This is a genomic window from Streptomyces spororaveus, from assembly GCF_016755875.1.
In the GTDB taxonomy this organism is placed as follows: Bacteria; Actinomycetota; Actinomycetes; order Streptomycetales; family Streptomycetaceae; genus Streptomyces; species Streptomyces spororaveus.
The window spans coordinates 5,116,309-5,142,929 of the sequence record NZ_BNED01000005.1; the positions used below are offsets into that span (position 1 = coordinate 5,116,309).

A 26,621-nucleotide genomic window follows, 5' to 3' on the forward strand; every position below is an offset into this window, starting at 1 on the left:
CCCGGACCCCCGCGCCTCGAAGGCCGGCGGGGCTGGGTGGAGCGGCGGGTCAGAGGGGCTTGCTCATGCAGCGGCTGGACTCGTAGTGGCGGTAGTGGCCGAACTTCGCGGACAGCGTGTAGCCCGAGGAGAGGTACAGGGCGATCGCCTCCGGCTGCTGGTCGCCCGTTTCGAGGACCATGCGGTGGCGGCCGGCCGCGCGGGCGTCCGCCTCCAGGGCCTTCAGGATGCGGCGGGCGAGGCCGAGGCCGCGGGCCTGCGGGACGACGTACATGCGCTTGAGCTCCGCGTCGCCGTCCGCGTAGCCCTCGTCGTTCTCGTCCTGGGTGCGCCAGCCGCCGCTCGCGACCGGGACGCCCGTGGCGTCGTAGGCCAGCAGGTACAGGCCCCGGGGCGGGACGAACATCGCCGGGTCGAGGAAAGTGGCGTCGCCCTCACCGTCGTACCGCTCCTGGTACTCCAGCTGGACCTGGTCGTTGAGTTTGACCGCGTCCGGGTGGTCGTACGGCACGGTGCGGAGGTCTATCCGGTGAGACATTCGAATATCGTACGGAACCCTCCCGCTATGGTGCTGGGATGCTCACAGTGACCTCCGTGAATGTGAATGGGATCCGCGCCGCCGCCAAGAAGGGCTTCGGGGCGTGGCTCGACGGATCCGACGCCGATGTGGTCTGCCTGCAGGAGGTACGGGCCGAGGAGGGGCAGATTCCGGAGGATGTCCGGACCCCGGCGGGCTGGCACACCGTCTTCGCTCCGGCCGCCGCCAAGGGCCGCGCCGGGGTCGCGCTCTACACGCGGCGGGCGCCCGAGCGCGTGCAGGTGGGATTCGGCAGTGCGGAGTTCGACGACAGCGGCCGCTACCTGGAGATCGATCTTCCCGGTGTGACCGTGGCCAGCCTCTACCTGCCCTCGGGCGAGGCCGGGACGGAGAAGCAGGACGAGAAGTACCGGTTCATGGGGGAGTTCCTGACCTACCTGGCGGCGCTGAAGGTGCGGGCCGCCGCCGACGGCCGCGAGGTCGTGGTGTGCGGTGACTGGAACATCTGCCACCAGGAGGCCGACCTCAAGAACTGGAAGACGAACCGCAAGAACGCGGGCTTCCTCCCCGAGGAGCGGGAGTGGCTCGGCAAGGTGTACGCGGAGGCGGGCTACGTCGACGTGGTGCGGGAACTGCACCCGGACACCGAGGGGCCGTACTCCTGGTGGTCCTACCGCGGGCGGGCCTTCGACAACGACGCCGGCTGGCGGATCGACCTCCAGGTGGCCACCCCCGGGCTGGCGGCGAAGGCCGTGAAGGCCTTCGTGGAGCGGGCCGAGACGCACCCCGAGCGCTGGTCCGACCACGCGCCCGTGACCGTCGTCTACGAGCTGGGCGCCTGACCGGGGCCCTCCGGGCCTCCCGAGGCCAGCAGGCGGTCCATCGCCATCGTCAGCTCGGCCTCGACCACGCTCTTCGCCAGCGGGCGCAGCCGGGCGAGCGCGTCCGGTGAGATGTGGGCCGATATGAGCTCGGTGAAGAGCAGGGCCATCGCGTCCGCGTGCTCGCGGACGCGGCGGCCGGTCTCCAGGACGGCCGCCAGCGGGACGCCCTCGTGGACCAGGGCCGAGGAGACGTCCAGCAGGCGGCGGCTGACGTGCACGAGCGTGTCGCCGTCGACGGCGACGTAGCCGAGGTCGAGGGAGGCCGCCAGGTTCTCCGGGGTGACCTCGCCCTCGAAGTAGTCGGCCAGCGCCTCCGGGGTGAGGCGGACCGGGGTCTCCTCGGACCCGCCGATGCCGAGCAGCTCGCCCAGCTGGCCGACGTCGCGGCCGTTCTCGAAGGCGGCGGTCAGTTCGGCGATGCCGCCGAGGGTGTGGCCGCGTTCCAGCAGGGCGGCGATGGTGCGCAGCCGGGCCAGGTGGTGGTCGTCGTACCAGGCGATCCGTCCCTCGCGGCGGGGCGGTGGGAGCAGTTTGCGCTCGCGGTAGAAGCGCAGGGTGCGGACCGGGATGCCGGCCGCTTCGGCCAGTTCCTCCGTGCGGTACTCGCGCACCGTCTTCGCTTGCGTCTCTTCCTTCGCCACAGACGCACCTTATGGCGTACCGGCAGTAACTTTCCGGGCCCGACCCCTACCCATGAGTACGGAGCTGCTCTACGCTCCCGATTGCGCCAGTGATTGCTGGCAGTGTTTCGATGGTGCGGTGCGGCGTTGCGGTGCGTGGCTGGGACTGCGGATGAGCGGAAGGCGGCGGGCATGGGTGGCACGAGCGGCACGACGGGCGGCACGGGCGGCACGGGCGTACGCGAGCACGTACGGGTGGCGGTGATCGGCTCCGGCTTCGGCGGGCTCGGCGCCGCCGTACGGCTGCGGCGCGAAGGGATCACGGACTTCGTCGTACTGGAACGGGCCGACTCGGTCGGCGGCACCTGGCGCGACAACAGCTACCCCGGCTGTGCGTGCGACGTCCCCTCCCACCTCTATTCGTTCTCGTTCGCCCCCAATCCCGACTGGCCGCGCACCTTCTCCGGGCAGCCGGCCATCCGTGCCTATCTGGAGCACGTGGCCGACACCTTCGGACTGCGCCCGCACATCCGGCTCGACACCGAGGTGCGGATGATCCGCTGGGACGCGGACGAGCTGCGCTGGGAGATCGAGACCGCGGCCGGTGAGCTGACCGCCGACGTGGTCGTCTCCGCGACCGGCCCGCTGTCCGACCCGAAGACGCCGGAGGTCCCCGGGCTCGCCGAGTTCCCCGGCAAGGTCTTCCACTCCGCCCGCTGGGACCACGACTACGACCTGCGCGGCAAGCGCGTGGCCATGATCGGCACCGGAGCCTCCGCCATCCAGATCGTGCCCGCCATCGCCCCCGAGGTGGAGCGCCTCACCCTCTTCCAGCGGACCCCGCCGTGGGTGATGCCCCGCACCGACCGGGCCGTCACCGCCGTGGAACGCTGGCTCCACCGTCAGCTGCCCTTCACCCGGGCGGCGCGGCGCGGGATGCTGTGGGGGCTCCGGGAGCTCCAGGTGAGCGCCTTCACCAAGCACCCGAACCGGCTCGGCCTCATCGAGTCCCTGGCCAAGGCCAACATGGCGCGCTCGATCAAGGACCCGGCGCTGCGCGCGAAGCTGACGCCCTCCTACCGGATCGGCTGCAAGCGGATCCTGCTGTCCAGCGAGTACTACCCGGCCCTGGCCCGGCCCGATGTGGACCTGGTCGCCTCCGGGCTCAAGGAGATCCGCGGCTCGGTACTGGTCGCCGCCGACGGGACCGAGACCGAGGTCGACGCGATCATCTTCGGCACCGGGTTCCACGTCACGGACATGCCGATCGCGGAGCGGGTGGTGGGCGCGGAGGGCCAGACCCTCGCGGACGCGTGGAAGGACGGGATGCAGGCGCTGCGCGGGGCCACCGCAGCGGGCTTCCCCAACTGGATGACGATCATCGGGCCCAACACCGGGCTCGGGAACAGCTCGATGATCCTGATGATCGAGTCGCAGCTCAACTACATGGCCGACTACCTGCGGCAGCTCGCCCTCCTCGAGGGAAGCAGCCTGGGCGGGAGGGTCGCGCTCGGCGCCCGGCCCTCCGCCGTGAACCGGTGGAACCGGCAGGTGCAGGCCCGTATGGAGCGGACGGTGTGGAACAGCGGCGGCTGCACCAGCTGGTACCTGGACGCGCAGGGCCGCAACACGACGGTCTGGCCGGGGACGACGGGCGAGTTCCGCCGGGAGACGCGGAGCGTCGACCTGGCGGAGTACGAGGTCCTGCGGGTGGGGGAGCGCGAGCGGGTCCCGGCCGTTGCCGTTGCGGCTGCCGCGGGGGCCGGTGCGGCGCCGCTGCCCGGGGCTCTGCCCCCGGACCCGCGCGCCTCACACGCCGGCGGGGCCGGAGTCGCCGGAACGGCCGAGGGCGTCGCGTGAGCCGGCTGACGCACGTCCTCTCCGGGCCCTACGCTCCGCCCGCCGCGCGGCGGGAGTTCGTCGCCGTCTCCGCCGACGGGGCCCGCCTGCACGTCGAGGTCCACGGGGACCAGGACGCGCCGACCGTGGTGCTGGCCCACGGGTGGACCTGTTCCACCGCGTTCTGGGCCGCGCAGATACGGGCCCTGGCCGCCACCCACCGGGTCGTCGCCTACGACCAGCGCGGGCACGGGCGCAGCCCCGCCGCGCGGGTGCACAGCACCACCGCCCTCGCCGACGACCTCGTGGCCGTACTGGAGGCCGTACTGGCCCCCGGGGAGCGGGCGGTCGTCGCCGGGCATTCCATGGGCGGTATGACGATCATGGCGGCCGCGGGCCGGCCGGAGTTCGGCGAGCGGGTCGCGGCCGCGCTGCTGTGCAGCACCGGCAGCTCCCGGCTGGCCGCCGAGGCGCTGGTCCTGCCGGTGCGCGCCGGGCGCGTCCGCACCCGTGTCACCGGCGCGTTCCTCGGCTCCCGCGCCCCCCTGGGACCGGTCACGCCGGTCGCCCGGAAGGTCCTGAAGTACGCCACCATGGGCCCCGGTTCCGCCCCCGACAAGGTCGAGGCGTGCGCCCGTATCGTCCACGCCTGCCCCGCCGGGGTGCGCCACGCGTGGTCCCAGGTGCTGGCCGGCCTGGACCTCGACGCCGACGTGGCGCGCCTCGCGGTGCCCACCGCCGTCATCGGCGGCACCGCGGACCGGCTCACCCCGATCGTGCACGCCCGCGGGCTCGCCGCGGCGCTGCCGAACTGCGTGGGCCTGACCGAGCTCACCGGCATGGGGCACATGACCCCGGTCGAGGCCCCCGAGGCCGTCACCGGGGTCCTGCGCGAGCTGGCCGAGCTGTACCTCCGCACCACCGACCTCGATGCCGACGAGAAGGAGAAGACGCCGTGAGCGCTCGCAGGAGTCTGGAAGGCCAGGTCGCCGTCGTCACCGGCGCCGCCCGGGGGGTCGGCGAGCTGCTCGCGCGCAAGCTGTCGGCCCGGGGCGCGAAGATCGCCCTCGTCGGACTGGAGCCGGAGGCCCTCAAGGAGGTCTCCCAGCGGCTGCACACCGACAGCGACCACTGGTACGCCGACGTCACCGACCACGAGGCCATGGCCCGGGTCGCCGAGGAGGTCAAGCAGCGCTTCGGCAAGGTGGACATCGTCGTCGCCAACGCGGGCGTGGCCGCCGGCGGGCCGTTCGCCGACTCCGACCCGGACGCCTGGCGCCGGGTGATCGAGGTGAACCTGATCGGCGGGGCCGTCACCGCCCGCGCCTTCCTGCCCGTACTGACGGAGAGCCGCGGCTACTTCCTGCAGATCGCCTCGCTCGCCGCGATCACCCCCGCGCCGATGATGACCGCCTACTGCGCCTCCAAGTCCGGGGTCGAGGCCTTCGCGCACTGCCTGCGCGCCGAGGTCGGGTACAAGGGGGTCGGGGTCGGGGTCGGCTACCTCTCCTGGACCGACACGGACATGGTGCGCGGCGCCGACCAGGACGAGGTCATGCGGGAGTTGCGCCAGCGGCTGCCGTGGCCGGCGAACCGCACGTACCCGCTCGGGCCGGCCGTCGACCGGATCGTCGCGGGCATCGAGCGGCGCTCGCCGCACGTGTACGCGCAGTGGTGGCTGCGCGGCATGCAGGGGGTGCGCGGCTACCTGCCGGGGATGATCGCGACGGTCGGACAGCGCGACATGAAGCGCTTCGGGCCGCGTCTGAGCGGTGTGTCCAAGGGGCTCGTCGGGGCCGGCGGGGCGGCGGACGAGAGGGAGCGCACGCAGAGTCACTGATCGAAATGCGAGCTTTGTCCGCTCATGCAAGTCTGGTCGAGGCCCAACCACCAACACCCCTCATGGAGTGAACAGCATGGGTATCAAGGACCAGTTCCAGGACAAGGCGCAGGAGCTCAAGGACAAGGCCCAGAAGGGGCAGAAGCAGCCCGGCAAGGGCCCGCAGGACCAGAAGTCCCAGCGGACCCCGCAGCCGAAGGACGCGCCGCAGCGGTCCTTCGACGACATCCGGGACGAGCTCGACGACCGGACCTAGGCAGCTGGCCCGACCGCAACGGGCCCGCACGCAGCGCCGAGGGGCGCGATCCCCGTTCCACGGGGGATCGCGCCCCTCCCGCATGCCTTCCCGCTCACTGCCTCGGCGGCAGCTTCGGACGGCGCCGGTCCGGCACGTCCGTGTAGCCGGGCGGCACCGCGGCCGGGTCCTGTTCCAGCAGTTCCAGCGCCAGGTGCACGGCGTCGTCGAGCTGGGCGTGCCGCCCCTCCGCCCAGTCGAGCGGGGTGCGCTGGATCTCCAGGTCCGGTTCCACGCCGTGGTTCTCCACCGACCAGCCGTACTCCGGGAACCAGGCGGCGTTCATCGGCACCGTGATCACCGTGCCGTCCCCGAGGGTGTGGCGGCCGGTCATGCCGACCACCCCGCCCCAGGTGCGCAGGCCCACCACCGGTCCCAGGCCCAGCAGTTTGAAGGCCGCGGTGATCATGTCCCCGTCCGAGGAGGTCGCCTCGTCGGCGAGCGCCACGATCGGACCGCGGGGCGCGTTGGAGGCGTAGGACACCGGCTGGGCGTTGCGCGTCAGGTCCCAGCCGAGGATGGAGCGGGTCAGCTTCTCCACCACCAGCTCGCTGATGTGCCCGCCCGCGTTGCCGCGTACGTCCACGATCAGCGCGGGCCGGGACATCTCCATCCGCAGGTCGCGGTTGAACTGGGCCCAGCCCGAGCCGCCCATGTCGGGGATGTGGAGGTAGCCGCACCGGCCGCCGCTGATCTCCCGGACCGCCTCGCGCCGCTTGGACACCCAGTCCTGGTAGCGCAGCGGCCGTTCGTCGATCAGCGGCACGATGGCGACCCGGCGGGCCCGGCCCTCGCCCGCCGCGGGCTGGAAGGTCAGCTCCACCGTGGTCCCGCCCGCCGCCGCCAGCAGCGGATAGGGCCCGGTGACCGGGTCCACCGGACGGCCGTCCACGTGGGTGAGCACCGCGCCCTCCCGGATGCCGGTGCCGGCCAGCGGGGAACGGGCCTTGGAGTCCGAGGACTCGCCGGGCAGGATCCGGCTCACCACCCATTCCCCGTCCCGGGGGAAGAGGTTGGCGCCGAGCAGGCCGATCGCCCGCTGGTAGTGCGGGGGGCCTTCGTTGCGGCGCGCGGGGGAGACGTAGGCGTGCGAGGTCCCGAGCTCGCCGAGGACCTCGCGCATCAGATCGGCGAACTCGTCGGGCGAGGCGACCCGTTCGACCAGGGAGCGGTACTGCTCCAGCACCCCGTCCCAGTCGATGCCGCACATCTTCGGCTCCCAGAAGTACGCGCGGATGATCCGCCCGGCCTCCTCGTAGGCCTGGCGCCACTCGGCGGCCGGGTCCACCTCGTGCAGGATGCGCCGCAGGTCCAGGTAGACGGTCGAGTCGCTGTCGCCCGATTCGGTCGCCGGGACCGCGCGCAGGTCGCCGTCGTCGTTGATCACGAGCCGGGTGCCGTCGCCGCTGACCGCGAACCAGTCCAGGCCCGAGGCCAGTTCGGTCTTGCGGGCCTTGGTGAGGTCGAAGTGCTCCAGCGTGGGCTTGCCGCTGATGTCGGCCGGGTTGGCGAAGGTCTCGCCGAGCGCGCCCGAGATCGGCCAGCGCAGCCACACCAGCCCGCCGCCGCTCACCGGGTACAGCGCCGAGTACTTGGAGGCGGTCACCGGGAACGGGGTGACGCGGCTCTCCAGTCCTTCCACCTCCACGGTCACGGCGCCGTCGCCGTCGCCCGAGTCGGCCTCCGCCACGTCGAGTCCGCCGGCCGCGGGCCGGCCCTCGGCGGAGAGCGCGAAGGGGGAGGGGGTCGCCGAGTTCAGCGGCACCAGGTAGGGGCGGCAGCCCAGGGGGAAGGACAGGTCGCCGGTGTGCACGTCGTAGACCGGGTCGAAGCCGCGCCAGGACAGGAAGGCCAGGTAGCGCCCGTCCCGCGTGAAGACCGGGTTCTCGTCCTCGAAACGGCCGTTGGTGACGTCCACGACGACGCGGGCGCCGGGGCCGGAGATCCGGGCCATCTTGATCTGCCGCAGCGAACGCCCGATGCCCGGATGCGACCAGGTCAGCCAGGCTCCGTCGGGGGAGAAGGCGAGGTCGGTGACGGGGCCGTTGATGGACCGGATCAGCTCGGTGACCTCGCCGTTGGACTCCTCGGTGGCGTCGAGCAGCAGCAGCCGGCCGTCGTTGGAGGCGATGGCGAGCCGCTCGCCGTCCGGGTCCGAGAGCAGCTCGGTGACCCGCCCCAGCTCGCCCGAGGCGAGCCGGCGCGGATCCCGTTCGCCGGAGGCGCGGGGCAGGTAGGCGATCTCGATCGCGTCCTCGCCCTCGGCGTCGGTGACGTAGGCGACCTGTCCGCCGCTGCCGAGCATCTCCGGCAGCCGTACCCGCACGCCCGGGGTGTCGGCGATGGTGCGGGCCGGGCCGTCGCGGTGGGTCAGCCAGTAGAGGCTGCCGCGCACCACGACCGCGCTGGCGCGCCCGGTGGCGTCCACGGAGAGCGAGTCGACGTGGCTGGCGGCCGGCACCTGGTACGTACGCCGTCCCGCGCGCGGGCCGGCGAGGCGGACGTCGAGCTTGCGCGGGGCGGCGTCCCGGTCCAGGGACTCGACGAGCCAGAGGTCGCCCGCGCACTGGTAGACGACGCGGGAGCCGTCGCTGGAGGCGTGCCGGGCGTAGAACTCCTCGTGGTCGGTGTGGCGGCGCAGATCGCCGCCGTCGGGGAGGCAGGAGTACAGGTTGCCGATGCCCTCGTGGTCGGAGAGGAAGGCGATCCTGCCGTCCACGAACATCGGGGAGTCGAGGTGGCCCTCGACGTCCTCCAGCAGCCGCTGTCCGTGCAGCCACAGCCGGCCGGTGGCGCCGCCGCGGTAGCGCTTCCAGGCAGCGGGCTCGTGCGGGGGCTTGCCGGTGAGCAGCAGGGAGTGCCGCTCACCCTCGTCGGTGCACTGCACCTGGATGTCGGAGACGGGTCCCCAGGGCAGGCGGCCGCCGGGGCTGCCGTCGGTCGGGAGGGTGTAGGCCCAGGCGAAGTAGGAGAAGGGCTGGCTGTGCGAGGACACGGCCAGGATGTCGCTGCGGCCGTCCTCGTCGGGCGGGGTCCAGCCGCAGACGCGGGTGTCGAGGGCGCCCCAGTAACTGAGCTGGCGGGCGGGCCCGCCGTCGACGGGGGCGAGGTGGATCTCGGGGTCGAGGCTGCGCCAGCTGGTGAAGGCGATGTGCTTGCCGTCGGGGGAGAAACGCGGGTGGCCGACGCGGGTCCGGTCGACGGTGATGCGCCAGGCCCGTCCGGGTGTCTGGCCGTCGGGGACCAGCGGGGCGACCCAGAGGTCGTCCTCGGTGGCGAAGCAGAGGAGGTCGTCGTGCAGGTGCGGGAACCGGAGGTACGCGACGTCGTGACTCACCCCCCAATGCTTTCCGCGCAGGGGGCCCCTGGCAACTCGTACAGGTGATCCATGCCACTCCTCCGAGCGAAACGGAACGGTTTCGTTTCGCTTGGGGTGGGGGTATCGTCTTAAGCGTACGGAACAGTTTCGCTGCGACGGGAGGCACGGACATGACCGAGGCGATGACGGCTCGGCGTAGCCGGATCACCCCCGAGCGGCAGGCCGAACTGCACGAGGCGGTCCTCGACCTCCTGCGTGACGTCGGCTACGAGGCGCTGACCATGGACGCGGTCGCCGCCCGTACGAAGTCCAGCAAGGCCACCCTCTACCGCCAGTGGGGGAGCAAGCCGGAGCTGGTCGCCAAGGCCCTGCGATGCACCCAGCCCGTCTCGCTGCGGGAAATCGACACGGGCAGTCTGCGCGGGGACTTCGCCCTCATGGTGGAGCACTCCGACGACGCGCAGATGGCCAAGGACACCGCGCTGATGCGGGGTCTGGCCCACGCCGTCCACGAGAGCCCGGAGCTCCACAAGGCCCTGCGCGACCTGCTGGTCGACCCGGAGATCAACGGTCTCCAGGCGATGCTGCGGCGTGCGGTGGACCGGGGCGAGATCCGCCCGGACTGTCCGGCGCTCGACTTCGTACCACACATGCTCATCGGGGCGTTCATCGCCCTCCCGCTGATCGAGGACCGTCCGGTGGACCGGGCCTTCCTCGGTGACTTCATCGACGCCGTGGTCTTCCCCGCCCTCGGCGTCTGATCCCCGATCTCCCCGTCCCCGCACGGCTTCTTCGCTGCTCCTGACACGCCGCTCTCGTCGTCGGGCCGGCTCCTCATGCCCAGATCCGATCCGGATCCATCCCACGACCTGAACGGGAGAACCACCGACGTGGCTACCTTCCTCTACCGACTCGGCAGAGGCGCCTTCCGGCGCCGCGGTCTCGTCGCCCTCCTCTGGGTGGCACTGCTGTTCGCCGCCGGCTTCGGCGCCGCCTCGGCGGCCGCGCCCACCTCCGGCTCGTTCTCGATACCCGGTTCGGAGGCCCAGAAGGCCTTCGACCTGCTGGACGAGCGCTTCCCGGGCATGGCGGCCGACGGCGCCACCGCCCGCATCGTCATCAAGGCCCCCGAGGGCGCCAAGGTCACCGACCCCGGCCCCAAGGCCGAGGTGCAGAAGATCGTCGCCGGCCTGAAGAGCGGACCGGGCGCGGCCGAGGTCTCCTCCGTCGCCGACCCGTACGAGGCGCAGGCCGTGAGCCAGGACGGCTCCACCGCCTACATCAGCGCCAAGTACAAAGTCAGCGGCATGGAGCTCAAGGACGACACCCGCGAGGCGCTCAAGGACTCCGGTGAGGGCGCCAAGGCCGCGGGCCTGAACGTCCAGATCGGCGGCGACGCGCTGATGGCGGCCCCCGAGACGGGCTCCGGCGAGATCATCGGCATCGCGGTCGCCGCGATCGTCCTGGTCATCACCTTCGGCTCGCTGATCGCCGCCGGTCTGCCGCTGCTGACCGCGATCATCGGCGTGGGCATCGGCGTCTCCTCCATCACCGCGCTCGCCAACGTGCTGGACCTCGGCAACACCACCGCCACCCTCGCGACGATGATCGGCCTCGCGGTCGGCATCGACTACGCCCTCTTCATCGTCTCCCGCTACCGCGTGGAGCTCGCCGAGGGCCGTGAGCGGGACGAGGCCGCCGGCCGCGCGGTCGGTACCGCCGGCTCCGCCGTCGTCTTCGCCGGTCTGACCGTGGTCATCGCCCTGGTGGGCCTGGCCGTCGTCAACCTCCCCATGCTGACCAAGATGGGCTTCGCGGCCGCGGGCACCGTGGTCATCGCCGTGCTGGTCGCGCTGACCCTGGTCCCGGCCATCCTCGCCTTCGCGGGCAAGAGAGTGCTGCCCGCGGGCGAGAAGAGCCGGCTGTTCGGCAAGGGCAAGCCGGCGGGCGCGGAGAAGAAGGCCAACGGCGGCACCCGCTGGGCCCGTTTCGTCCTGCGCCGCCCCGTCATGGTGCTGCTGGCCGGTGTGATCGGCCTCGGCGTCATCGCCGTCCCGGCGAGCAAGCTGGAGATGGGCCTGCCGGACGACGGCGCCCAGCCGGTCTCCACCACCCAGCGCCAGGCGTACGACCTGCTGTCCGACGGCTTCGGCCCGGGCTTCAACGGCCCGCTGATGGTGGTCGTCGACGGCGACAAGGCACTCGCCGACACCACGGTCGACCGCATCAAGGGTCTGGACGGCGTGGTCGCGGTCACCCCGCCGACCCTCAACGAGGCCGGCGACGCCGCGGTGATCACCGTCATCCCGAAGGACCGCCCGTCCTCCGTCCACACCGAGGACCTGGTCCACGAGATCCGTGACGGCAGCGGGGACGACGTCCTCGTCACCGGCGCCACCGCGATGAACATCGACTTCTCGCAGAAGATGAACGACGCGCTGCTGCCCTACCTGGCGCTCGTCGTCGGCCTGGCCTTCCTGCTGCTGATGCTCGTCTTCCGCTCGGTCCTGGTCCCGCTCAAGGCGGCCCTCGGCTTCCTGCTCTCGGTCGTCGCCGCACTGGGCGCCGTCGTCGCGGTCTTCCAGTGGGGCTGGCTCGGCTCGGTCTTCGGAGTGGAGCAGACCGGTCCGATCATGTCGATGATGCCGATCTTCATGGTGGGTGTCGTCTTCGGTCTGGCCATGGACTACGAGGTCTTCCTCGTCACCCGCATGCGCGAGGCGTACGTCCACGGCGAGCGCCCGGGCCAGGCCGTGGTGACCGGTTTCCAGTACAGCGCGCGGGTCGTCGTGGCCGCCGCCGTCATCATGATCGCGGTGTTCTCGGGCTTCATCGGGGCCAGCGAGCAGATGGTCAAGATGATCGGCTTCGGTCTGGCCGTCGCCGTCTTCTTCGACGCCTTCGTGGTCCGCATGGCCATCGTCCCGGCGGTGCTCGCCCTGCTCGGGCACAAGGCCTGGTGGCTGCCGAAGTGGCTGGACCGGCTGCTGCCGAACGTGGACGTGGAGGGCGAGAGCCTGCGCAAGCACCTGGAGCGGTCCGCGGACTCCCCGGAGGGCCCGGACAAGGACCGCGAGCTGGTCAACGCCTGACCCCGCGGGTCCGCCGGACCCGCGGGACGACCCCGGCCCCGTACCGCCCGATCGCCGGGCGGTACGGGGCCGGGTCCGTTAGGCCTGACGGGTGGCGGCCGAGACGGCGGAGACGGCCGAGACGGCGGGGGCGTAGGTGCGGCGCAGGAACCGGCGCAGCGCGGCGATGTCGAACTGGACGACCGCGACGCCCTCGGGAGAGTGGAACTCGACGACCGCCTGGACGCGGCCGCAGGGCCAGATGCGTACGTCCCCGGTCCCGGTCGGAGCCTGGAGGCCGGCCTCCAGGAGGGCCCGGGGGAAGACCCATTCGTTGTCGGTGCCCTCGGGGGACAGCCCTGCCGGGAAGACGATCCGTACGGCCAGCGGCTCGGAGGCGGCGAAGCGCAGGGCGACGGGGATCGTCCGGTAGAGGGGATCGTCCGTGATCACGCGGGCGCGTACCCGCTCCTCGACGACGCTCGCGGTGGCGGTCACTGGTGGATTCTCGGCGGTGGCTGACATCGACAAGACTCCTCGAAATCGGAACATTTGCGTCCGTTTGTCCCGTCCAGCCTCGCACATTCCCACGAAATCGCGCGGCTCTATTTGTGATGCGGCCGCTCTTGCCAACGGTTTGCAACTGGGCACTATGGTTGAACAGCTAAAGACTGAGTAAGAAGCGGAGCCACTCCATGCATGTGCCCGACGGATTCATCAACGCGCCCGTGTCGGTGGCCGCCGGAGTGGTCGCCGCCACCGCGGTGGCCGTCAGCCTCCGCGGCGCCCGCCGCGAGCTCGACGAGCGCACCGCGCCGCTCGCCGGTCTCGTCGCCGCCTTCATCTTCGCCGTCCAGATGCTGAACTTCCCCGTCGCGGCCGGCACCAGCGGCCATCTGCTGGGCGGGGCGCTCGCCGCGATACTCGTCGGCCCCTACACGGGCGTGCTGTGCGTGTCCGTCGTCCTGCTCATGCAGGGCATCCTCTTCGCCGACGGCGGCCTGACCGCCCTCGGCGTGAACATCACCGTCATGGGCGTCGTCACCGTCGTCGTCTCCTACGCGATCTTCCGCGGGCTGCTCGGGATCCTGCCGCCCACCCGGCGCTCCGTGACCGTGGCCGCCTTCACCGGAGCCCTGCTCTCGGTGCCCGCCGCGGCCGCCGCCTTCACCCTCGTCTACGCCATCGGCGGCACCACCGACGTACCCGTCGCCAAGGTGATCACCGCCATGGTCGGCGTGCACGTGCTCATCGGCATAGGCGAGGCCGCCATCACCGCGGCCACCGTGGGTGCCGTGATCGCCGTACGTCCCGACCTGGTGCACGGGGCCCGCGGGCTGACCTCGGCCCTCAAGCTGCGCGTCGACGGCGCGCTCGTCGACGCGCCGGTCCCGGCCGCGGCCCCCGCCCGCGCGGCCTCCGGCGCCGGATCCACGAAGAAGGTCTGGGTGACCGGCCTGGTCACCGCCCTCGTACTCGCCGGGTTCGTCTCCTTCTACGCCTCCGCGAACCCCGACGGCCTGGAGAAGGTCGCCGCGGACAAGGGCATCGACGAGAAGGTCGAGGAGCACGCCGCCGCGAACTCCCCCCTCGCCGACTACAGCGTCAAGGACGTCGGCGACGCCCGCCTGTCCGGCGGCCTCGCCGGGGTCATCGGCGTCGGCGTGACCGTCGTCGCCGGCACCGGGATCTTCTGGGCCGTGCGCCGCCGCCGGACCGAGGACCTGACCGCCGCCTCCACCTCCGTCTCGGCGGGCTGACGTGGGGGCAGGCCACGCCCACAAGCTCTACCGCCACGGCCACTCGCCGGTCCACGACCTGCCCGCGCACTGCAAGCTCGCCGCGACCCTGGCCTTCGTCGTGGTCGTCGTGTCCACACCGCGCGAGGCGGTGTGGGCCTTCGGCCTGTACGCCGTCCTCGTCGCGCTGGTGGCCGCCGTCGCGCGGATCCCGGCCGGCTTCCTGCTCCGGCGCCTGCTGATCGAGGTGCCCTTCGTCGCCTTTGCCGTGCTCATGCCCTTCGTGGCCGAGGGCGAGCGGGTGCAGGTGCTCGGCATGTCCCTCAGCGTCTCGGGCCTCTGGGGCGCCTGGAACGTCCTCGCCAAGGGGACCCTCGGCGTCGCCGCGTCCGTCCTGCTCGCCTCGACGACCGAGCTGCGCGCCCTGCTGCTGGGTCTGCAACGGCTGAAGCTGCCGCCGCTGCTCGTCCAGATCGCCTCCTTCATGATCCGCTACGGCGATGTGATCAGCGACGAGCTGCGCCGGATGTCCATCGCCCGCCGCTCCCGCGGCTTCGAGGCGAGCGGCATCCGGCACTGGGGGGTGCTGGCCAAGACCGCCGGCGCGCTGTTCATCCGCTCCTACGAGCGGGGCGAGCGGGTCTACCTGGCGATGGTCAGCCGCGGCTACGCCGGCTCGATGCCGGTCATCGACGAGGTCGCGGCGACCCGGGCCCAGTGGGCGTACTCGGCCGTGCTCCCGGTGACGGCGCTCGCCGTCTGTCTGATGGGATGGACCCTGTGACCAGTACCCCCTCCCTCGAAGTCGCCGGCCTCGCCTACGCCTACCCGGACGGCCACCAGGCCCTGTTCGGGGTGGACCTCACCGTCGGGCAGGGCGAGCGGGTCGCCCTGCTCGGACCCAACGGCGCGGGCAAGACCACGCTCGTGCTGCACCTCAACGGCATCCTCACCGGCGGGGTCGGCTCGGTGGCCGTGGCCGGGCTGCCGGTGGAGAAGCGCAACCTCGCCGAGATCCGCCGCCGGGTCGGGATCGTCTTCCAGGACCCCGACGACCAGCTGTTCATGCCGACCGTGCGCGAGGACGTGGCCTTCGGCCCGGCCGCGGCCGGAATGCGCGGAGCCGAGCTGGAGGAGCGGGTCCGGGCGGCCCTGGACCAGGTCGGCATGGCGGACTTCGCCGACCGGCCGCCGCACCACCTCTCCTTCGGCCAGCGCCGCCGCGTCGCGGTGGCGACCGTACTGGCCATGCGGCCCGAGATCCTGGTCCTGGACGAGCCCTCGTCCAATCTGGACCCGGCCTCGCGCCGCGAGCTCGCGGACATCCTGCGCTCGCTGGACGTGACCGTCCTGATGGTGACGCACGACCTGCCGTACGCGCTGGAACTGTGCCCGCGCTCGGTGATCCTCAGCGAGGGGGTCATCGTGGCGGACGGCCGCACCCAGGAGCTCCTGTGCGACGACGCCCTGATGCGGGCCCACCGGCTGGAGCTCCCGTTCGGCTTCGACCCCAGCACGCCCCTTCTGACGCGCCCCTCGCACTGACCGGCGGCGGGGCGCCGCACGGGATCCGGGGGACCCGGGAAGCAAGGGCGTCCGGCCGGCGTTGCATCCTGACGTAGGCGCGGGCGCCGTCGGGGCGCCGCGGCAGGTGCGCAGGTGCTGGGAGCGAAGACGTGGATGTCCACGGGACGGTGGCGGAGGGCTTCGAGCCCGTCAGGGACGCGTTCGTACGCAACTTCGAGGTGCTCGGGGACCGGGGCGCGGCCGTGGCCGTCTACCGCGACGGCCGCAAGGTGGTCGACCTGTGGGGCGGCACGAAGGACGCGGACGGCGCCGAGCCCTGGACCGGGGACACCGCGCAGATCGTCCGCTCCGCCACCAAGGGCGTGGCCGCCGCCGTGCCGCTGCTGCTACACCAGCGCGGACTCCTGGACCTGGACGCGCCCGTGGGCTCGTACTGGCCGGAGTTCAAGACGGGCGGCAAGGAGCGGATCCTGGTCCGCGACGTCCTCGCGCACCGCGCGGGCATACCGGCGCTGGACCGGGGGCTGAGCGCCGCCGAGGCCGCCGACGGGGTGTCCGGGGCGCGCGCGGTCGCCGCGCAGCGGCCCTTCTGGGAGCCGGGCACCGAGCACGGCTACCACGCGCAGACCTACAGCTGGCTGCTGTCCGAGCTGGTGCTGCGGGCGACCGGCCGCACCCTGGGCTGCGTCCTGGCGGAGGAGATCGCCGAACCGCTCGGGCTGGACTTCTGGATCGGCCTGCCGGAGACCGAGGCCCACCGTGCGGGCCGGGTGGCACCAGTCGAGCCGCCCGAGAGCGCGGGCATGCTGCGGACCCGGCCGCGGCGCAACGTCTCCGAGGCCTACGCCGACCCGGAATCCCTCACCCGCCGTGCCTTCGCCGCCATCGAACCGCTGCCCGACGAGAACGCCCCCGCCTACCGGGCCGCCGAGCTCCCCGCCTCGAACGGCATCGGCACGGCCCGGGCCCTGGCCCGTTTCTACGGGGCCACCATCGGCGTGGTCGAGGACGGCGCGCGGATCTTCACCCCGGCCACCACCGCCCTGGCCGCCCGGGAGCACTCCGCCGGGCCCGACCGGGTGCTGGTCGTCAACACCCGCTTCGGCCCCGGCTACATGCTGCACGGCCCGGCTTCCCCGCTGCTCTCGCCGGCCTCCTTCGGGCACCCCGGCCGGGGCGGTTCCCTGGCCTTCGCGGACCCGGAGGCCGGCATCGGCTTCGGCTACGTCACCAACGCCCTCGCCAAGTCGGTCACCGCGGACCCCCGGGCACAGGCCCTGGTCAGGGCCCTGAAGCCGGCTCTGTCAGCCCGCTGAGGGGCCCGTCGGCGCTCCGGGCACGGCCCGTCCGAGCGCGTCCCCGCCGGCTTCCTGGGCACGGCCCGTCAGCCCTCCGAGGGCCGCTCGCGCACGTCGGCCAGCACCGCTCCCGCGTGCGCGATGAGCTCCTCAGGAGCCATCGGGAACACCGTGGTCGGGGTGCCGGCCGCCGCCCAGATCTCCTGGTGGGACAGCAGCGACCGGTCGGCCAGCACCCGGGTGCGCGTGCGGTGCCCGAAGGGAGGGACCCCGCCGATCGCGTAGCCCGTGGTTTCCCGGACCAGGGCGGCGTCGGCCCGCGTCACCTTCTGCGCGCCGAGTTCGCGGCGTACGGCCTCCACGTCCACCCGCGAGGCCCCGTCCATGAGGACCAGCACCGGGACCCCGTCCGCCGCGAAGATCAGCGACTTGACGATCTGGCTCAGCTCGCAGCCGATCGCGGCCGCCGCGTCGGCGGCCGTACGGGTCCCTTCGGGAAAGCTCCGGACGGTGAGGTCGAGGCCCAGCCCGGCCAGGGCCTCGGCGAACAGGGGGTGCGTGGAGGTCGTCATGCCGCGACGCTAACGCGGCGCGGCCCGGCGACGCGACCGCGATTCGGCCCGGCTGGTCGCGTCGCCGACACCGGGCGGCCCGCCTTCGGCCCGCCCCAGCCCGCCTCGGCCCGCGTCAGCCCGCGTTCAGCACCTGGGCGACGATCGGACCCGCCGCCTCGCCGCCGTGGCCGCCGCCCTCGACCATGGCCGCCGCGGCCACGTCACCGCTGAAGCCGGTGAACCAGCTGTCCGGGCTCTCCCCGGCACCGCCGACCTCCGCCGAGCCGGTCTTCGCGCCCTTGTCCGAGCCGTGGACCGAGGCCATCGCCTTCTGCGCGGTGCCGCTGGAGGCCGTCAGCTTCATCATGCCGACCAGCTGCTGCTGCACCGAGGACTTCATCCGGCGCTCGGCCGTCGCGAGCTTGCGGCCGTCGAGCTCCGGCGAGACCAGCACCGGCTGGCGGAAGACGCCGGTGCGGGCCGTCGCGGTGATGGACGCGACGTTCAGCGGGTTCATGGTGATCTGGCCCTGGCCGATGTACTCGGCGGCCGCCGCCGCGCCCGTGGCCGGCGGGACCTTGCCGTCGGTGGACTTGATGCCGGTCTTCCAGTCCAGGTCGATGCCGAAGACCTCCGTGGCCTCCTTCGGCAGCGCGGAGTCGTCGTTGACCGGCTTGATCTGCTTGATGAAGGCGGTGTTGCAGGAGCGGGCGAACGAGGTCGCGAAGTTGGTGCCGGGCGGCAGGTCGAAGTTGTCCAGGTTGTGGAACTCACGGCCCCAGGTCACGGTCTTCCCGCACTCCGCCGGCTTGTCGGCGGCGACCAGGCCGCGGTCCATCAGCATCGCCGCCGTCACGATCTTCATCGTGGATCCGGGCGCCCGGGTGCCCCGCATCGCCGCGTTGAAGCCGTCCTTGCGGTTGTTCGCGACGGCCAGGATGTGCCCGTTGCTCGGCTGGACGGCGACCACCGAGGCCTCCGGGAACTTGGCGACCGCCTGCTCGGCCACCGCCTGCACCTTCGCGTCCAGGTACGTCTTGAGGACGCTGGGCTCGCCCTCGACGAGGGTCAGCAACGTCCGCTTGGGAGCGTCCTTGGCGGCCGGTTCGATCCACAGCTCGGCCCCCGCCTTGCCGCCCGTCTTGCTGCCGTAGTTCTGGCGCAGTTCGTCCAGGACCTGACGCAGCGAGGGGTACTTCTCCGCGGTCAGCTCCTCTCCGTTGCGGTCGACCGCCTTGACGGGCGGGTTCGCGGGAGCGCCCGCGCGCAGCTTCTCGTCCTTCTGGAGCTGCGGGTGGATCACCGAGGGCTGCCAGTCGACCAGCGGCTTCCCGCTGTTCAGCCCACGCACCACGGTCAGCTGGGAGTCGTAGGCCAGCGGCTTGGTCGTGCCCTCGTACGTGATCTCCGCCTCGACCTTGAACGGCACGACGGTGCCGTTCGGCGTGCCGGGGGTGATCACGGCCTTGGACACGTACGACTTGGTCTTGAAGTCCCCGACCGCGGCCTGCGCGGCCGCGGCGTTGTTCGTCAGGTCGGCGGCCACCCGCTCGTCCCCGGCCGCCCAGGCGGCCAGGAAGGCCTTGGCGGTCTTTGCGGCGTCCTTCTCGCTGACCGGCCCGCTGCCCTTCTCGGCCTGGACGGAGGTCTCGCCGTCCTTGCCTTCCTGCCCGTCTCCGCCGGCATCGCCGACCAGCGCGTACACCCCGTACCCGGCGCCGCCGAGCATCGCGAGGAACACCCCGCCGATGACGGCACCTTTCGCTGCCCCGTGCATTCGAGTCCTTCCCCCATGTTCGCGGTTCCTGAACGCGTTCAAGAACCCTTGGTGCGGACTTTACTCTGCGCAGCGCTCCGGTACGCCGTTGTTACCGGACCGGAACATCGGAACGTAATCCACTCGTCGCCGCCGGCCACCATCCCCAGGGGGTGGCTTGCCGATCAGGGCGGGCTCGCGGCGCCCGGCACCGCTCCCTGATCCGCCCTGATCGACAAGCCACCCCCTAGAGTGCCGCCGTGGACCTCACCTACCGCCGCTACGCCGATGCCGACGCCGATGACCTGGTCGCCTTCCTCACCGGGGACACCTGGCCGTTCCACGGCTCGGCCGTGGTCGACCCGGAGGAGGCCCGGCGATGGGCCGCGCAGGGCCGCTTCGACAACGCGGAGACCAGGTCGTTCTGGATCACCGGCGGCGGCGACACCCTCGGCCTGGTCCGCCTGATGGACCTGGGCGACGGCACCCCCGTCTTCGACCTGCGCATCCGCGCCCGGTACCGGGGCCGGGGGATCGGCGGGCACGCGCTGACCTGGCTGACGGAATACCTGTTCACCGAACTCCCGCGGATCCGGCGGATCGAGGGCACCACGCGCCAGGACAACGCGGCGATGCGCCGCACCTTCCGGCGGTGCGGGTACGTCAAGGAGGCGCACTACCGGGAGGGCTGGCCCTCGGCCGACGGAACGGTCCACGACGCGGTCGGGTACGCGATCCTGCGGCGGGACCGGGACGCCGGTACGACCACGGTCCCCACGTGGGACGACGAGCCCGCGCCGGAGCGCTGACGCCGCGCGCGAAAGTGCGTGCTCCGGCGCCTTGTTCTAGCGTCGGAAGGGCGAGGGTGACCGCTGCGTCGAGCCGGTCGCCCCCCGGAGTGCCCGCTCCGAGCCGCCGCCCCCGCCCGCGGTACGGCGCGTCGGCGGACCGCGTGACCCACCGAGAGAGCAGGTGCATCCGCATGCGTCCGTCGGCTCGTATCCCCAGCATCCTGGCAGGCCTGGCCCTCGCCGTCGGCGGCGCCGTCGTCGTCGCCCCGTCCGCCCACGCGGACGTACTGGCCTGCGAGCAGTACGTCGCCAAGCACGACTCCAAGGTCAAGGACGGCGTCGCGGAGGCCTGCTACCAGGGCGCGATCGGCAACCAGACCAGCTGCGACTCCAGCCTCGTCGCGGCCGGCGCGAGCAAGGACGTCGCGCAGTCGGCCTGCGAGGCGTCCCGGTAGCGGAGACGACGCCGGGCCCGGCGCCACCAGGTGCCGGGCCCGTCGTTTGTGCTGCTAGACCCAGGTGTCCAGCCACATGCGACCGCGCCAGGAGTCCATCGGGAGGGTCTGGCCCGTGTAGATGGGCCAGAAGTAGATGAAGTTCCACGCGATCAGCAGGACCAGCACCCCCGCGCCGATCGCGCCCAGCGTCCTGCGGCGCTCGGACGACCCGGCGGGGCCCAGCAGGGCGCCGATCATCATCGCCACCGCCAGGCACAGGTACGGGACGAAGACGACCGCGTAGAAGTAGAAGATCGTCCGCTCCTGGTAGTTGAACCAGGGCAGCAGACCCGCCGCCAGCGCGCACGCGATCGCGCCCGCCCGCCAGTCGCGGCGGAAGAACCACCGCCACAGCACGTACAGCAGCGCGAAGCAGCCCGCCCACCACAGCAGCGGGGTGCCCAGGGCCAGGACCTCGCGGGCGCACTTGCCCGCCGCGGTCGCCGGGCAGCCGTCGGCGCCGGGTTCGGGGGACTCGTAGAAGTAGGAGACGGGCCGGCCCAGGACCAGCCAGCTCCACGGGTTGGACTCGTAGGTGTGGCCCGAGGTCAGGCCGACGTGGAACTTGTAGACCTCGGTCTCGTAGTGCCACAGGCTGCGCAGCCACTCCGGCAGGAACCCCAGCGAACTGCCCTGGTCGTACTTGGCCGCCCAGTCGCGCAGATAGCCGCCCTTGCCGTCGTCCGCGCTGAGGATCCAGCCCGACCACGAGGCCACGTACGTCGCGATCGCGACAGGGACGGTGGAGACGAAGGCGGGCAGCGCGTCGCGGCGCAGCATCGAGGCGTACGGGGCGCCCGCGCCCGCGGTGCGCCGCGCGGCGGCGTCCCACAGCACGGTGAGGACGCCGAAGAAGGCGAGGACGACGAAGCCGTTCCACTTCGTGCCCGCGGCGAGACCCAGGCAGACACCGGCCAGGATCCGGTACGGCCGCCAGCCCAGCCGCAGCGTTTCGGCGATCTTCGCGTCGGGCCGGGTCCGGCCCTCCTCGTCCACCGGCAGCGCGTCCGCGAGCCGGGCTCTGGCCCGGTCACGGTCGATGAGCAGGGCCCCGAAGGCGGCGAGCACGAAGAACATCAGCACCAGGTCCAGCAGCGCGGTGCGGCTCATCACCAGGTGCAGGCCGTCCACCGCGAGCAGGGCGCCCGCCAGGCAGCCCAGGAACGTCGAGCGGAAGAGGCGGCGCCCGATCCGGCACAGCATCAGCACCGACAGGGTGCCGAGCACGGCGGTCATGAACCGCCAGCCGAACGGCGTGAAGCCGAACATCCACTCGCCGAGCCCGATCACCCATTTGCCGACGGGCGGGTGCACGACGTAGCCCGGGTCCGACGGCAGGGCCACCCCGGCCGGGTTGGCGAGGATCGACGCGTCGATGTCCTTGGGCCAGCTCGCCTCGTACCCCTGCTTGATCGTGGCCCAGGCGTCCTTGGCGTAGTACGTCTCGTCGAATATCACCGCCTTCGGGCTGCCCAGGTGCACGAACCGCAGCACCCCGGCGACCAGTGCCACCAGCAGCGGCCCCACCCACGACACGATCAGCTGCCAGGTCCCCCACACCTGGGGCGGCAGTCCGAAGGTCATCCACATCTGCCGGGACGGCCTGGCGTACGGGGGCACCAGGCGGGTGCGGACGTCCGCGCGCGCGGAAGCGGCGGCGGACGGCACGTAGCCGAAGCCGCGCAGCCGGCGCAGCCAGGTGGGCGGCTCGTCTTCGCGGCCAGCCGGTGAGGCGGGCGGGGCCCCCGCGGGGCTGGGCGGCGGCGTCGCGGTACTGGTCACCGGCACATCGTAGGGAAGAGATCTGTGTGTGCCACCAGCGGCGGGGGGCGGCGGGCCACGGGGCTGAGAGGATGGGCGGGTGACGACTGAGCAGCCCCGCGGTACCGAAGCCACCACGACAGCAGCCACGGCCGGAGGCCTGACGGGCACGCTCGTGCTCGCCGGCACCCCCATCGGCGATCTCGCGGACGCTCCGCCGCGGCTGGCGGCCGAGCTGGAACGGGCCGATGTGATCGCCGCCGAGGACACCCGGCGGCTGCGCCGGCTGACCCAGGGACTCGGTGTGCACACCACCGGGCGCGTGCTGTCGTACTTCGAGGGCAACGAGTCGGCGCGCACCCCCGAGCTCGTCGAGGCGCTGGCCGGCGGGGCGCGCGTCCTGCTGGTGACGGACGCGGGCATGCCCTCGGTCTCCGACCCCGGCTACCGGCTGGTCGCCGCCGCCGTGGAGAAGGACATCAAGGTCACCGCCGTCCCGGGGCCGTCCGCGGTGCTCACCGCGCTCGCCATGTCCGGACTGCCGGTGGACCGGTTCTGCTTCGAGGGGTTCCTGCCGCGCAAGGCGGGGGAGCGCCTGAGCCGGCTGCGCGAGGTCGAGGGCGAGCGGCGCACGCTCGTCTACTTCGAGGCCCCGCACCGGCTCGACGACACCCTGGCCGCCATGGCCGAGGTCTTCGGCGCCGGCCGGCGGGCCGCGGTCTGCCGCGAGCTGACGAAGACCTACGAGGAGGTCAAGCGCGGCGGGCTCGGCGAGCTCGCGGCCTGGGCCGCCGAAGGGGTCCGCGGGGAGATCACCGTCGTGGTCGAGGGCGCCCCGGCGGCCGTGCCCGGCGACGTGGACGACGAGGAACTGGTGCGCCGTGTGCGGGTGCGCGAGGAGGCCGGTGAGCGGCGCAAGGAGGCCATCGCGGCGGTCGCGGCCGAGGCGGGCGTACCCAAGCGCGAGGTGTTCGACGCTGTGGTCGCGGCAAAGAACGCGGCACAAAAGGTGCCGCCGGTCGGTAAAGAGCTAGCCTGAAAAGCAAAGCTCAGACCGCGCACCGGGCGCTTTGGGCATGAGTCGCCCAAAGACCGTCCAACAGTAGACAGGGCCTGATGCGCTCCCGCCCGTTGAGGCGTCCACTGGCAATGGCACCAGTGGAACAAGAGGAGCTGGCATGAGTGAGATCGCAGACACCCCGGTACCCGTCCCCGCCGCAGTCCCTGTCGCTGTGACCGCTTCCGACGTGCACACCGTGCACGAGGCCTACTCCTTCGCGTGCATGAGGTGCGGGTACGGCTGGGAGCAGGCGTACGCCATCGAGCACCACGTCGACGGCAAGGGCGAGCCGTTCATCATGTACATGGTCAACGGCGAGCGGGTGCCCTCCCCCCTGTCCAACCCGACCTGCCTGAACTGCGGCGGACACGTCGTACGCATCATGCGGGCCGGCCAGGTCTCCTCGGTGATGGGCATGATCGACCACATCTACCACCACCAGATCGCCCCCGGGATCGCCGGACCCGTCCCGGCCGGCGCGAACGTCCCCCGGACGCCGAAGCCGCGCAAGCCCTCCCGGTCGCCCGCCTCCTCGGGGCCGGCGGCCGTCGCCCCCGCAGGGGAGCGCCGGGGTCTGCTCTCCCGTCTCAAGGGACTCTTCCACCGGTCATAAGATCGGCCGTATGAGCCCTTCCGCTGCTTCCAAGGACGCACCGCCGCCGCTGCCCGAACCCCTCCGGGTGGCGGTGGCGGACTCGCACACCCACCTCGACATGCAGGCGGGCACCGTCGAGGAGGGCCTCGCGAAGGCCGCCTCGGTGGGCGTGACCACCGTCGTCCAGGTCGGCTGCGACGTGAAGGGCTCCAGGTGGGCCGCCGAGACCGCGGCCGCGTACGCGAACGTCCACGCGGCCGTCGCCCTTCACCCGAACGAAGCGCCCCGGATCGTCCGCGGCGACCCCGACGGCTGGTCGCGCCAGGGCGCCCGCCCCGGCGGCGGCGAGGCGGCGCTGGACGAGGCGCTCGCCGAGATCGAGGCACTGGCCGCGCTGGACCACGTGAAGGCGGTCGGCGAGACCGGCCTCGACCACTTCCGTACCGGGCCCGAGGGCATGGCCGCGCAGGAGCGTTCCTTCCGCGCGCACATCGAGATCGCCAAGCGGCAGGGCAAGGCCCTGGTCATCCACGACCGGGACGCCCACGCCGACGTCCTGCGCGTCCTGCGCGAGGAGGGCGCCCCCGAGCGGACGATCTTCCACTGCTACTCCGGGGACGCCGACATGGCCCGTGAGTGCGCCGCCGCCGGCTACTACATGTCCTTCGCCGGGACCGTCACCTTCAAGAACGCCCAGCCGCTGCGCGACGCCCTCGCCGTGGCCCCGCTGGAGCTGGTGCTCGTCGAGACCGACGCCCCCTACCTCACCCCCGCGCCGTACCGCGGTCGGCCCAACGCCCCGTACCTCATTCCGCTGACGGTCCGGGCGATGGCCGCGGTCCGCGGCATCGACGAGGACGCGATGGCCAGCGCCCTGGCGGCCAACACGGCCCGCGCCTTCGACTACTGATCCCGCGCCCGCTCCGACACGCTGGGTAGTCGTTCCGCTTTGGAGCGTGACGACTCCTCCGCTAGGGTGCCGTGCCCGCACCGGAGGGTGCCGGATCACCAGTGGAGCGAGCGTCGTGAGCGATACGCAGGGCAGTCACCGCCGTGGCGGTCCCGTCCCCGAGGCGTACGAGGCCCCATCCTTGTCCGGCGCGGCCTGGCCGGACGGTACGGGCGGTCCCGGGTCGCCCGCCGCCTGGAACCCGGAGCCCGCGGCCCCGGCCCCGCCCCCGGTCCTCCCGGTCGCGGCCCCGGTCGTCCCGGCCCCGGCCCCGGCCCCGGTCCCGGCCCCGGCCCCGGTCCCGGCCCCGGTCCCGGCACCGACCCCGGTCCCGGCCCCGCGCGGCGGGCGCCGCCGCCGGGCCGACCTCTCACCGGCCGAGCTGTCGGAGGCCGACACCCTGGCCGCCACGCCCGTCGCGCCGGGCCCGGGCCGCCGCCGGGCCGCGGCCCCCGTGGCCGCACCACCGGCCGACGCCATCGCGAGCGCCCCCGCCGTCGCCCCCGCAGTCGAGCCTGCAATCGCCCCCGCTCCCGCGGTGCCCGGCCGCCGCCGCGCCCGCGGCCGCACCCCCGTCGAGACCCTCGGCGGGAACTGGCGGCGCATCGTGCCGCAGGCCCTCGTCGTCGCCTTCCTCGCCGGCGGCACCACGGCGTTCGTCGCCGCCGACAAGGCCGTACGGCTCACCGTGGACGGAGTCCCGCGCAACCTCCACACCTTCGCCGACGACATCGGCGAACTGCTCGCCGCCGAAGGCCTCGGCGTCGGCCCCCACGACCTCGTCGCCCCCGCCCCCGGCCAACCCCTGGAGGACGGCGAGGAGATCGTCGTCCGCTACGGCCGCCCCCTGCGCCTGACCCTCGACGGGCAGCAGCGCCAGGTGTGGACCACCGCCCGCACCGTCGAGGGCGCCCTGCGCCAGTTCGGCATCCGCGCCGAGGGCGCCTACCTCTCGACGCCCCGCACCGCCCCCGTCCCGCGGGCGGGCCTGGCCCTCAGCGTCCGTACCGAACGCAGCGTCACCTTCATGGCCGACGGCCGCGAACGCACCATCCGCACCAACGCCGCCACCGTCGGGGAAGCCCTCGACCAGGCGGGCATCACCCTCCAGGGCCAGGACACCACCTCCGTGCCGCCCACCGAGTTCCCGCGCGACGGCCAGACCGTCACCGTGCTCCGCATCACCGGCACCCGCGAGGTCCGCGAGGAGCGCATCCCGTACGCGACCGAGAAGGTCGAGGACCCCACCCTGTTCACCGGCACCGAAGTCGTCGAGCGCGTCGGCCGCCCCGGGGCGCGCAGGGTCACGTACAGCCTGCGCACCGTCAACGGGGTCCGGCAGAAGCCCCGACCCATCGCCGATGAGGTCGTCCGCGAACCCGTCACCCAGCTCGTCAAGGTCGGCACCAGATCGCTGCCCAGCTCCGTCGCCGGCGCCGACGGCCTCAACTGGGCGGCCCTCGCCCAGTGCGAGTCCGGCGGCCGCCCCGCCGCCACCGACGCCTCCGGGACGTACGGCGGGCTGTACCAGTTCGACGTCCGCACCTGGCACAGCCTCGGCGGGAGCGGACGCCCGCAGGACGCCTCGGGCACGGAACAGACGTACCGGGCGAAGAAGCTCTACGTGCAGCGGGGGGCGAGCCCGTGGCCGCACTGCGGCCGCAGGCTCACGTCGTAGTGAGCCCGGT

At 72.7% G+C, this 26,621-nt stretch carries 24 protein-coding genes; 17 read left to right on the top strand and 7 right to left on the bottom strand.

Annotation, left to right across the window (positions count from 1 at the left end):
• Positions 1-49 precede the first annotated feature (49 nt).
• Complete coding sequence (locus Sspor_RS25575; protein ID WP_254722661.1) at positions 50-538, bottom strand: GNAT family N-acetyltransferase; 489 nt, start codon at positions 536-538, stop codon at positions 50-52.
• Between the two features lie 38 nt (positions 539-576).
• Between Sspor_RS25575 and Sspor_RS25580 the strand changes: the two genes are divergently transcribed.
• On the top strand, positions 577-1,380 hold the full coding sequence (locus tag Sspor_RS25580; protein WP_202201215.1) for an exodeoxyribonuclease III: 804 nt from the start codon (positions 577-579) through the stop codon (positions 1,378-1,380).
• Here the strand turns inward: Sspor_RS25580 and Sspor_RS25585 are convergent.
• Positions 1,362-2,063 (bottom strand): MerR family transcriptional regulator, encoded by a 702-nt coding sequence (locus tag Sspor_RS25585; RefSeq protein WP_202201216.1) that lies wholly within the window; start codon positions 2,061-2,063, stop codon positions 1,362-1,364. The two genes, Sspor_RS25580 and Sspor_RS25585, sit on opposite strands and share 19 nt — an antisense overlap.
• A 171-nt stretch (positions 2,064-2,234) precedes the next feature.
• Here Sspor_RS25585 and Sspor_RS25590 point away from each other — a divergent pair, with 171 nt between their 5' ends.
• The 4 genes from Sspor_RS25590 (at position 2,235) to Sspor_RS25605 (ending at position 5,977) form a co-directional block, all read left to right on the top strand.
• Positions 2,235-3,902: a flavin-containing monooxygenase gene (locus Sspor_RS25590; RefSeq protein ID WP_202201217.1), complete on the top strand. Its 1,668-nt coding sequence runs from the start codon at positions 2,235-2,237 to the stop codon at positions 3,900-3,902.
• The gene (locus Sspor_RS25595) at positions 3,899-4,840 is read left to right on the top strand and encodes an alpha/beta fold hydrolase (RefSeq protein WP_202201218.1); all 942 of its coding nucleotides are present in this window, start codon (positions 3,899-3,901) and stop codon (positions 4,838-4,840) included. The genes Sspor_RS25590 and Sspor_RS25595 overlap by 4 nt, the downstream gene beginning before the upstream one ends.
• Complete coding sequence (locus tag Sspor_RS25600; RefSeq protein WP_202201219.1) at positions 4,837-5,721, top strand: SDR family oxidoreductase; 885 nt, start codon at positions 4,837-4,839, stop codon at positions 5,719-5,721. The genes Sspor_RS25595 and Sspor_RS25600 overlap by 4 nt, the downstream gene beginning before the upstream one ends.
• Positions 5,722-5,797: 76 nt before the next feature.
• Positions 5,798-5,977, top strand: coding sequence for a hypothetical protein (locus tag Sspor_RS25605; RefSeq protein WP_202201220.1), 180 nt, complete (start codon positions 5,798-5,800; stop codon positions 5,975-5,977).
• Between the two features lie 94 nt (positions 5,978-6,071).
• Here Sspor_RS25605 and Sspor_RS25610 read toward each other — a convergent pair whose 3' ends face one another.
• Entirely contained in the window at positions 6,072-9,353 is a 3,282-nt protein-coding gene (locus tag Sspor_RS25610) for a S41 family peptidase (protein WP_202201221.1), read from the bottom strand.
• Between the two features lie 152 nt (positions 9,354-9,505).
• Between Sspor_RS25610 and Sspor_RS25615 the strand changes: the two genes are divergently transcribed.
• Together Sspor_RS25615 and Sspor_RS25620 are read left to right on the top strand one after the other, a co-directional pair.
• The gene (locus Sspor_RS25615) at positions 9,506-10,096 is read left to right on the top strand and encodes a TetR/AcrR family transcriptional regulator (RefSeq protein WP_202201222.1); all 591 of its coding nucleotides are present in this window, start codon (positions 9,506-9,508) and stop codon (positions 10,094-10,096) included.
• Positions 10,097-10,225: 129 nt separating this feature from the next.
• Complete coding sequence (locus Sspor_RS25620; protein WP_202201223.1) at positions 10,226-12,427, top strand: MMPL family transporter; 2,202 nt, start codon at positions 10,226-10,228, stop codon at positions 12,425-12,427.
• Positions 12,428-12,505: 78 nt separating this feature from the next.
• On the opposite strand, the gene Sspor_RS25625 is transcribed toward Sspor_RS25620, so the two are convergent.
• Positions 12,506-12,931 carry an SsgA family sporulation/cell division regulator gene (locus tag Sspor_RS25625; RefSeq protein WP_202201224.1) on the bottom strand — a complete coding sequence of 142 codons (426 nt, stop codon included), beginning with the start codon at positions 12,929-12,931 and terminating at the stop codon, positions 12,506-12,508.
• A gap of 170 nt (positions 12,932-13,101) precedes the next feature.
• Here Sspor_RS25625 and Sspor_RS25630 point away from each other — a divergent pair, with 170 nt between their 5' ends.
• The 4 genes from Sspor_RS25630 (at position 13,102) to Sspor_RS25645 (ending at position 16,988) form a co-directional block, all read left to right on the top strand.
• Positions 13,102-14,166, top strand: coding sequence for an energy-coupling factor ABC transporter permease (locus Sspor_RS25630; RefSeq protein ID WP_202201225.1), 1,065 nt, complete (start codon positions 13,102-13,104; stop codon positions 14,164-14,166).
• Position 14,167: 1 nt separating this feature from the next.
• On the top strand, positions 14,168-14,929 hold the full coding sequence (cbiQ, locus tag Sspor_RS25635; RefSeq protein WP_202201226.1) for a cobalt ECF transporter T component CbiQ: 762 nt from the start codon (positions 14,168-14,170) through the stop codon (positions 14,927-14,929).
• Positions 14,917-15,690 (top strand): energy-coupling factor ABC transporter ATP-binding protein, encoded by a 774-nt coding sequence (locus Sspor_RS25640; protein ID WP_202201227.1) that lies wholly within the window; start codon positions 14,917-14,919, stop codon positions 15,688-15,690. The genes cbiQ and Sspor_RS25640 overlap by 13 nt, the downstream gene beginning before the upstream one ends.
• 131 nt (positions 15,691-15,821) lie before the next feature.
• Positions 15,822-16,988 (top strand): serine hydrolase domain-containing protein, encoded by a 1,167-nt coding sequence (locus tag Sspor_RS25645; protein WP_202201228.1) that lies wholly within the window; start codon positions 15,822-15,824, stop codon positions 16,986-16,988.
• 68 nt (positions 16,989-17,056) lie between these two features.
• On the opposite strand, the gene Sspor_RS25650 is transcribed toward Sspor_RS25645, so the two are convergent.
• On the bottom strand, positions 17,057-17,542 hold the full coding sequence (locus tag Sspor_RS25650) for a YbaK/EbsC family protein (protein ID WP_202201229.1): 486 nt from the start codon (positions 17,540-17,542) through the stop codon (positions 17,057-17,059).
• A 115-nt stretch (positions 17,543-17,657) separates the two neighbouring features.
• The gene (locus Sspor_RS25655; protein ID WP_202201230.1) at positions 17,658-19,301 is read right to left on the bottom strand and encodes a penicillin-binding transpeptidase domain-containing protein; all 1,644 of its coding nucleotides are present in this window, start codon (positions 19,299-19,301) and stop codon (positions 17,658-17,660) included.
• Positions 19,302-19,540: 239 nt separating this feature from the next.
• Between Sspor_RS25655 and Sspor_RS25660 the strand changes: the two genes are divergently transcribed.
• A complete protein-coding gene (locus tag Sspor_RS25660) occupies positions 19,541-20,089 on the top strand; it encodes a GNAT family N-acetyltransferase (RefSeq protein ID WP_202201231.1) in 549 nt (182 codons plus the stop codon).
• 173 nt (positions 20,090-20,262) lie between these two features.
• Positions 20,263-20,526 carry a hypothetical protein gene (locus Sspor_RS25665; protein ID WP_202201232.1) on the top strand — a complete coding sequence of 88 codons (264 nt, stop codon included), beginning with the start codon at positions 20,263-20,265 and terminating at the stop codon, positions 20,524-20,526.
• A gap of 54 nt (positions 20,527-20,580) precedes the next feature.
• Here Sspor_RS25665 and Sspor_RS25670 read toward each other — a convergent pair whose 3' ends face one another.
• A complete protein-coding gene (locus tag Sspor_RS25670; protein WP_202201233.1) occupies positions 20,581-22,350 on the bottom strand; it encodes a dolichyl-phosphate-mannose--protein mannosyltransferase in 1,770 nt (589 codons plus the stop codon).
• A 139-nt stretch (positions 22,351-22,489) separates the two neighbouring features.
• On the opposite strand from Sspor_RS25670, the gene rsmI reads away from it, so the two are divergent.
• The 4 genes from rsmI to Sspor_RS25690 all read left to right on the top strand — a co-directional run bounded on the left by rsmI (position 22,490) and on the right by Sspor_RS25690 (position 26,611).
• A complete protein-coding gene (gene rsmI / locus Sspor_RS25675; RefSeq protein ID WP_202203860.1) occupies positions 22,490-23,368 on the top strand; it encodes a 16S rRNA (cytidine(1402)-2'-O)-methyltransferase in 879 nt (292 codons plus the stop codon).
• 139 nt (positions 23,369-23,507) lie between these two features.
• Positions 23,508-24,002, top strand: a complete 495-nt coding sequence (locus Sspor_RS25680) for a hypothetical protein (protein ID WP_372499675.1) — start codon at positions 23,508-23,510, stop codon at positions 24,000-24,002.
• A 10-nt stretch (positions 24,003-24,012) separates the two neighbouring features.
• Positions 24,013-24,894, top strand: a complete 882-nt coding sequence (locus Sspor_RS25685; RefSeq protein ID WP_202201234.1) for a TatD family hydrolase — start codon at positions 24,013-24,015, stop codon at positions 24,892-24,894.
• A 421-nt stretch (positions 24,895-25,315) separates the two neighbouring features.
• Entirely contained in the window at positions 25,316-26,611 is a 1,296-nt protein-coding gene (locus tag Sspor_RS25690; RefSeq protein ID WP_417837727.1) for a resuscitation-promoting factor, read from the top strand.
• The last annotated feature ends 10 nt before the right edge of the window (positions 26,612-26,621 follow it).

Bases quoted from the DNA above. Each gene is read 5' to 3' on its own strand.
- Sspor_RS25680 (WP_372499675.1), top strand. From the start codon at position 23,508: ATGAGTGAGATCGCAGACACCCCGGTACCCGTCCCCGCCGCAGTCCCT.
- Sspor_RS25640 (WP_202201227.1), top strand. From the start codon at position 14,917: ATGGACCCTGTGACCAGTACCCCCTCCCTCGAAGTCGCCGGCCTCGCC.
- Sspor_RS25615 (WP_202201222.1), top strand. From the start codon at position 9,506: ATGACCGAGGCGATGACGGCTCGGCGTAGCCGGATCACCCCCGAGCGG.
- Sspor_RS25575 (WP_254722661.1), bottom strand. From the start codon at position 538: ATGTCTCACCGGATAGACCTCCGCACCGTGCCGTACGACCACCCGGAC.
- Sspor_RS25580 (WP_202201215.1), top strand. From the start codon at position 577: ATGCTCACAGTGACCTCCGTGAATGTGAATGGGATCCGCGCCGCCGCC.
- Sspor_RS25655 (WP_202201230.1), bottom strand. From the start codon at position 19,301: ATGCACGGGGCAGCGAAAGGTGCCGTCATCGGCGGGGTGTTCCTCGCG.
- Sspor_RS25650 (WP_202201229.1), bottom strand. From the start codon at position 17,542: ATGACGACCTCCACGCACCCCCTGTTCGCCGAGGCCCTGGCCGGGCTG.
- Sspor_RS25665 (WP_202201232.1), top strand. From the start codon at position 20,263: ATGCGTCCGTCGGCTCGTATCCCCAGCATCCTGGCAGGCCTGGCCCTC.
- Sspor_RS25630 (WP_202201225.1), top strand. From the start codon at position 13,102: ATGCATGTGCCCGACGGATTCATCAACGCGCCCGTGTCGGTGGCCGCC.
- Sspor_RS25605 (WP_202201220.1), top strand. From the start codon at position 5,798: ATGGGTATCAAGGACCAGTTCCAGGACAAGGCGCAGGAGCTCAAGGAC.
- Sspor_RS25590 (WP_202201217.1), top strand. From the start codon at position 2,235: ATGGGTGGCACGAGCGGCACGACGGGCGGCACGGGCGGCACGGGCGTA.
- Sspor_RS25685 (WP_202201234.1), top strand. From the start codon at position 24,013: ATGAGCCCTTCCGCTGCTTCCAAGGACGCACCGCCGCCGCTGCCCGAA.
- Sspor_RS25625 (WP_202201224.1), bottom strand. From the start codon at position 12,931: ATGTCAGCCACCGCCGAGAATCCACCAGTGACCGCCACCGCGAGCGTC.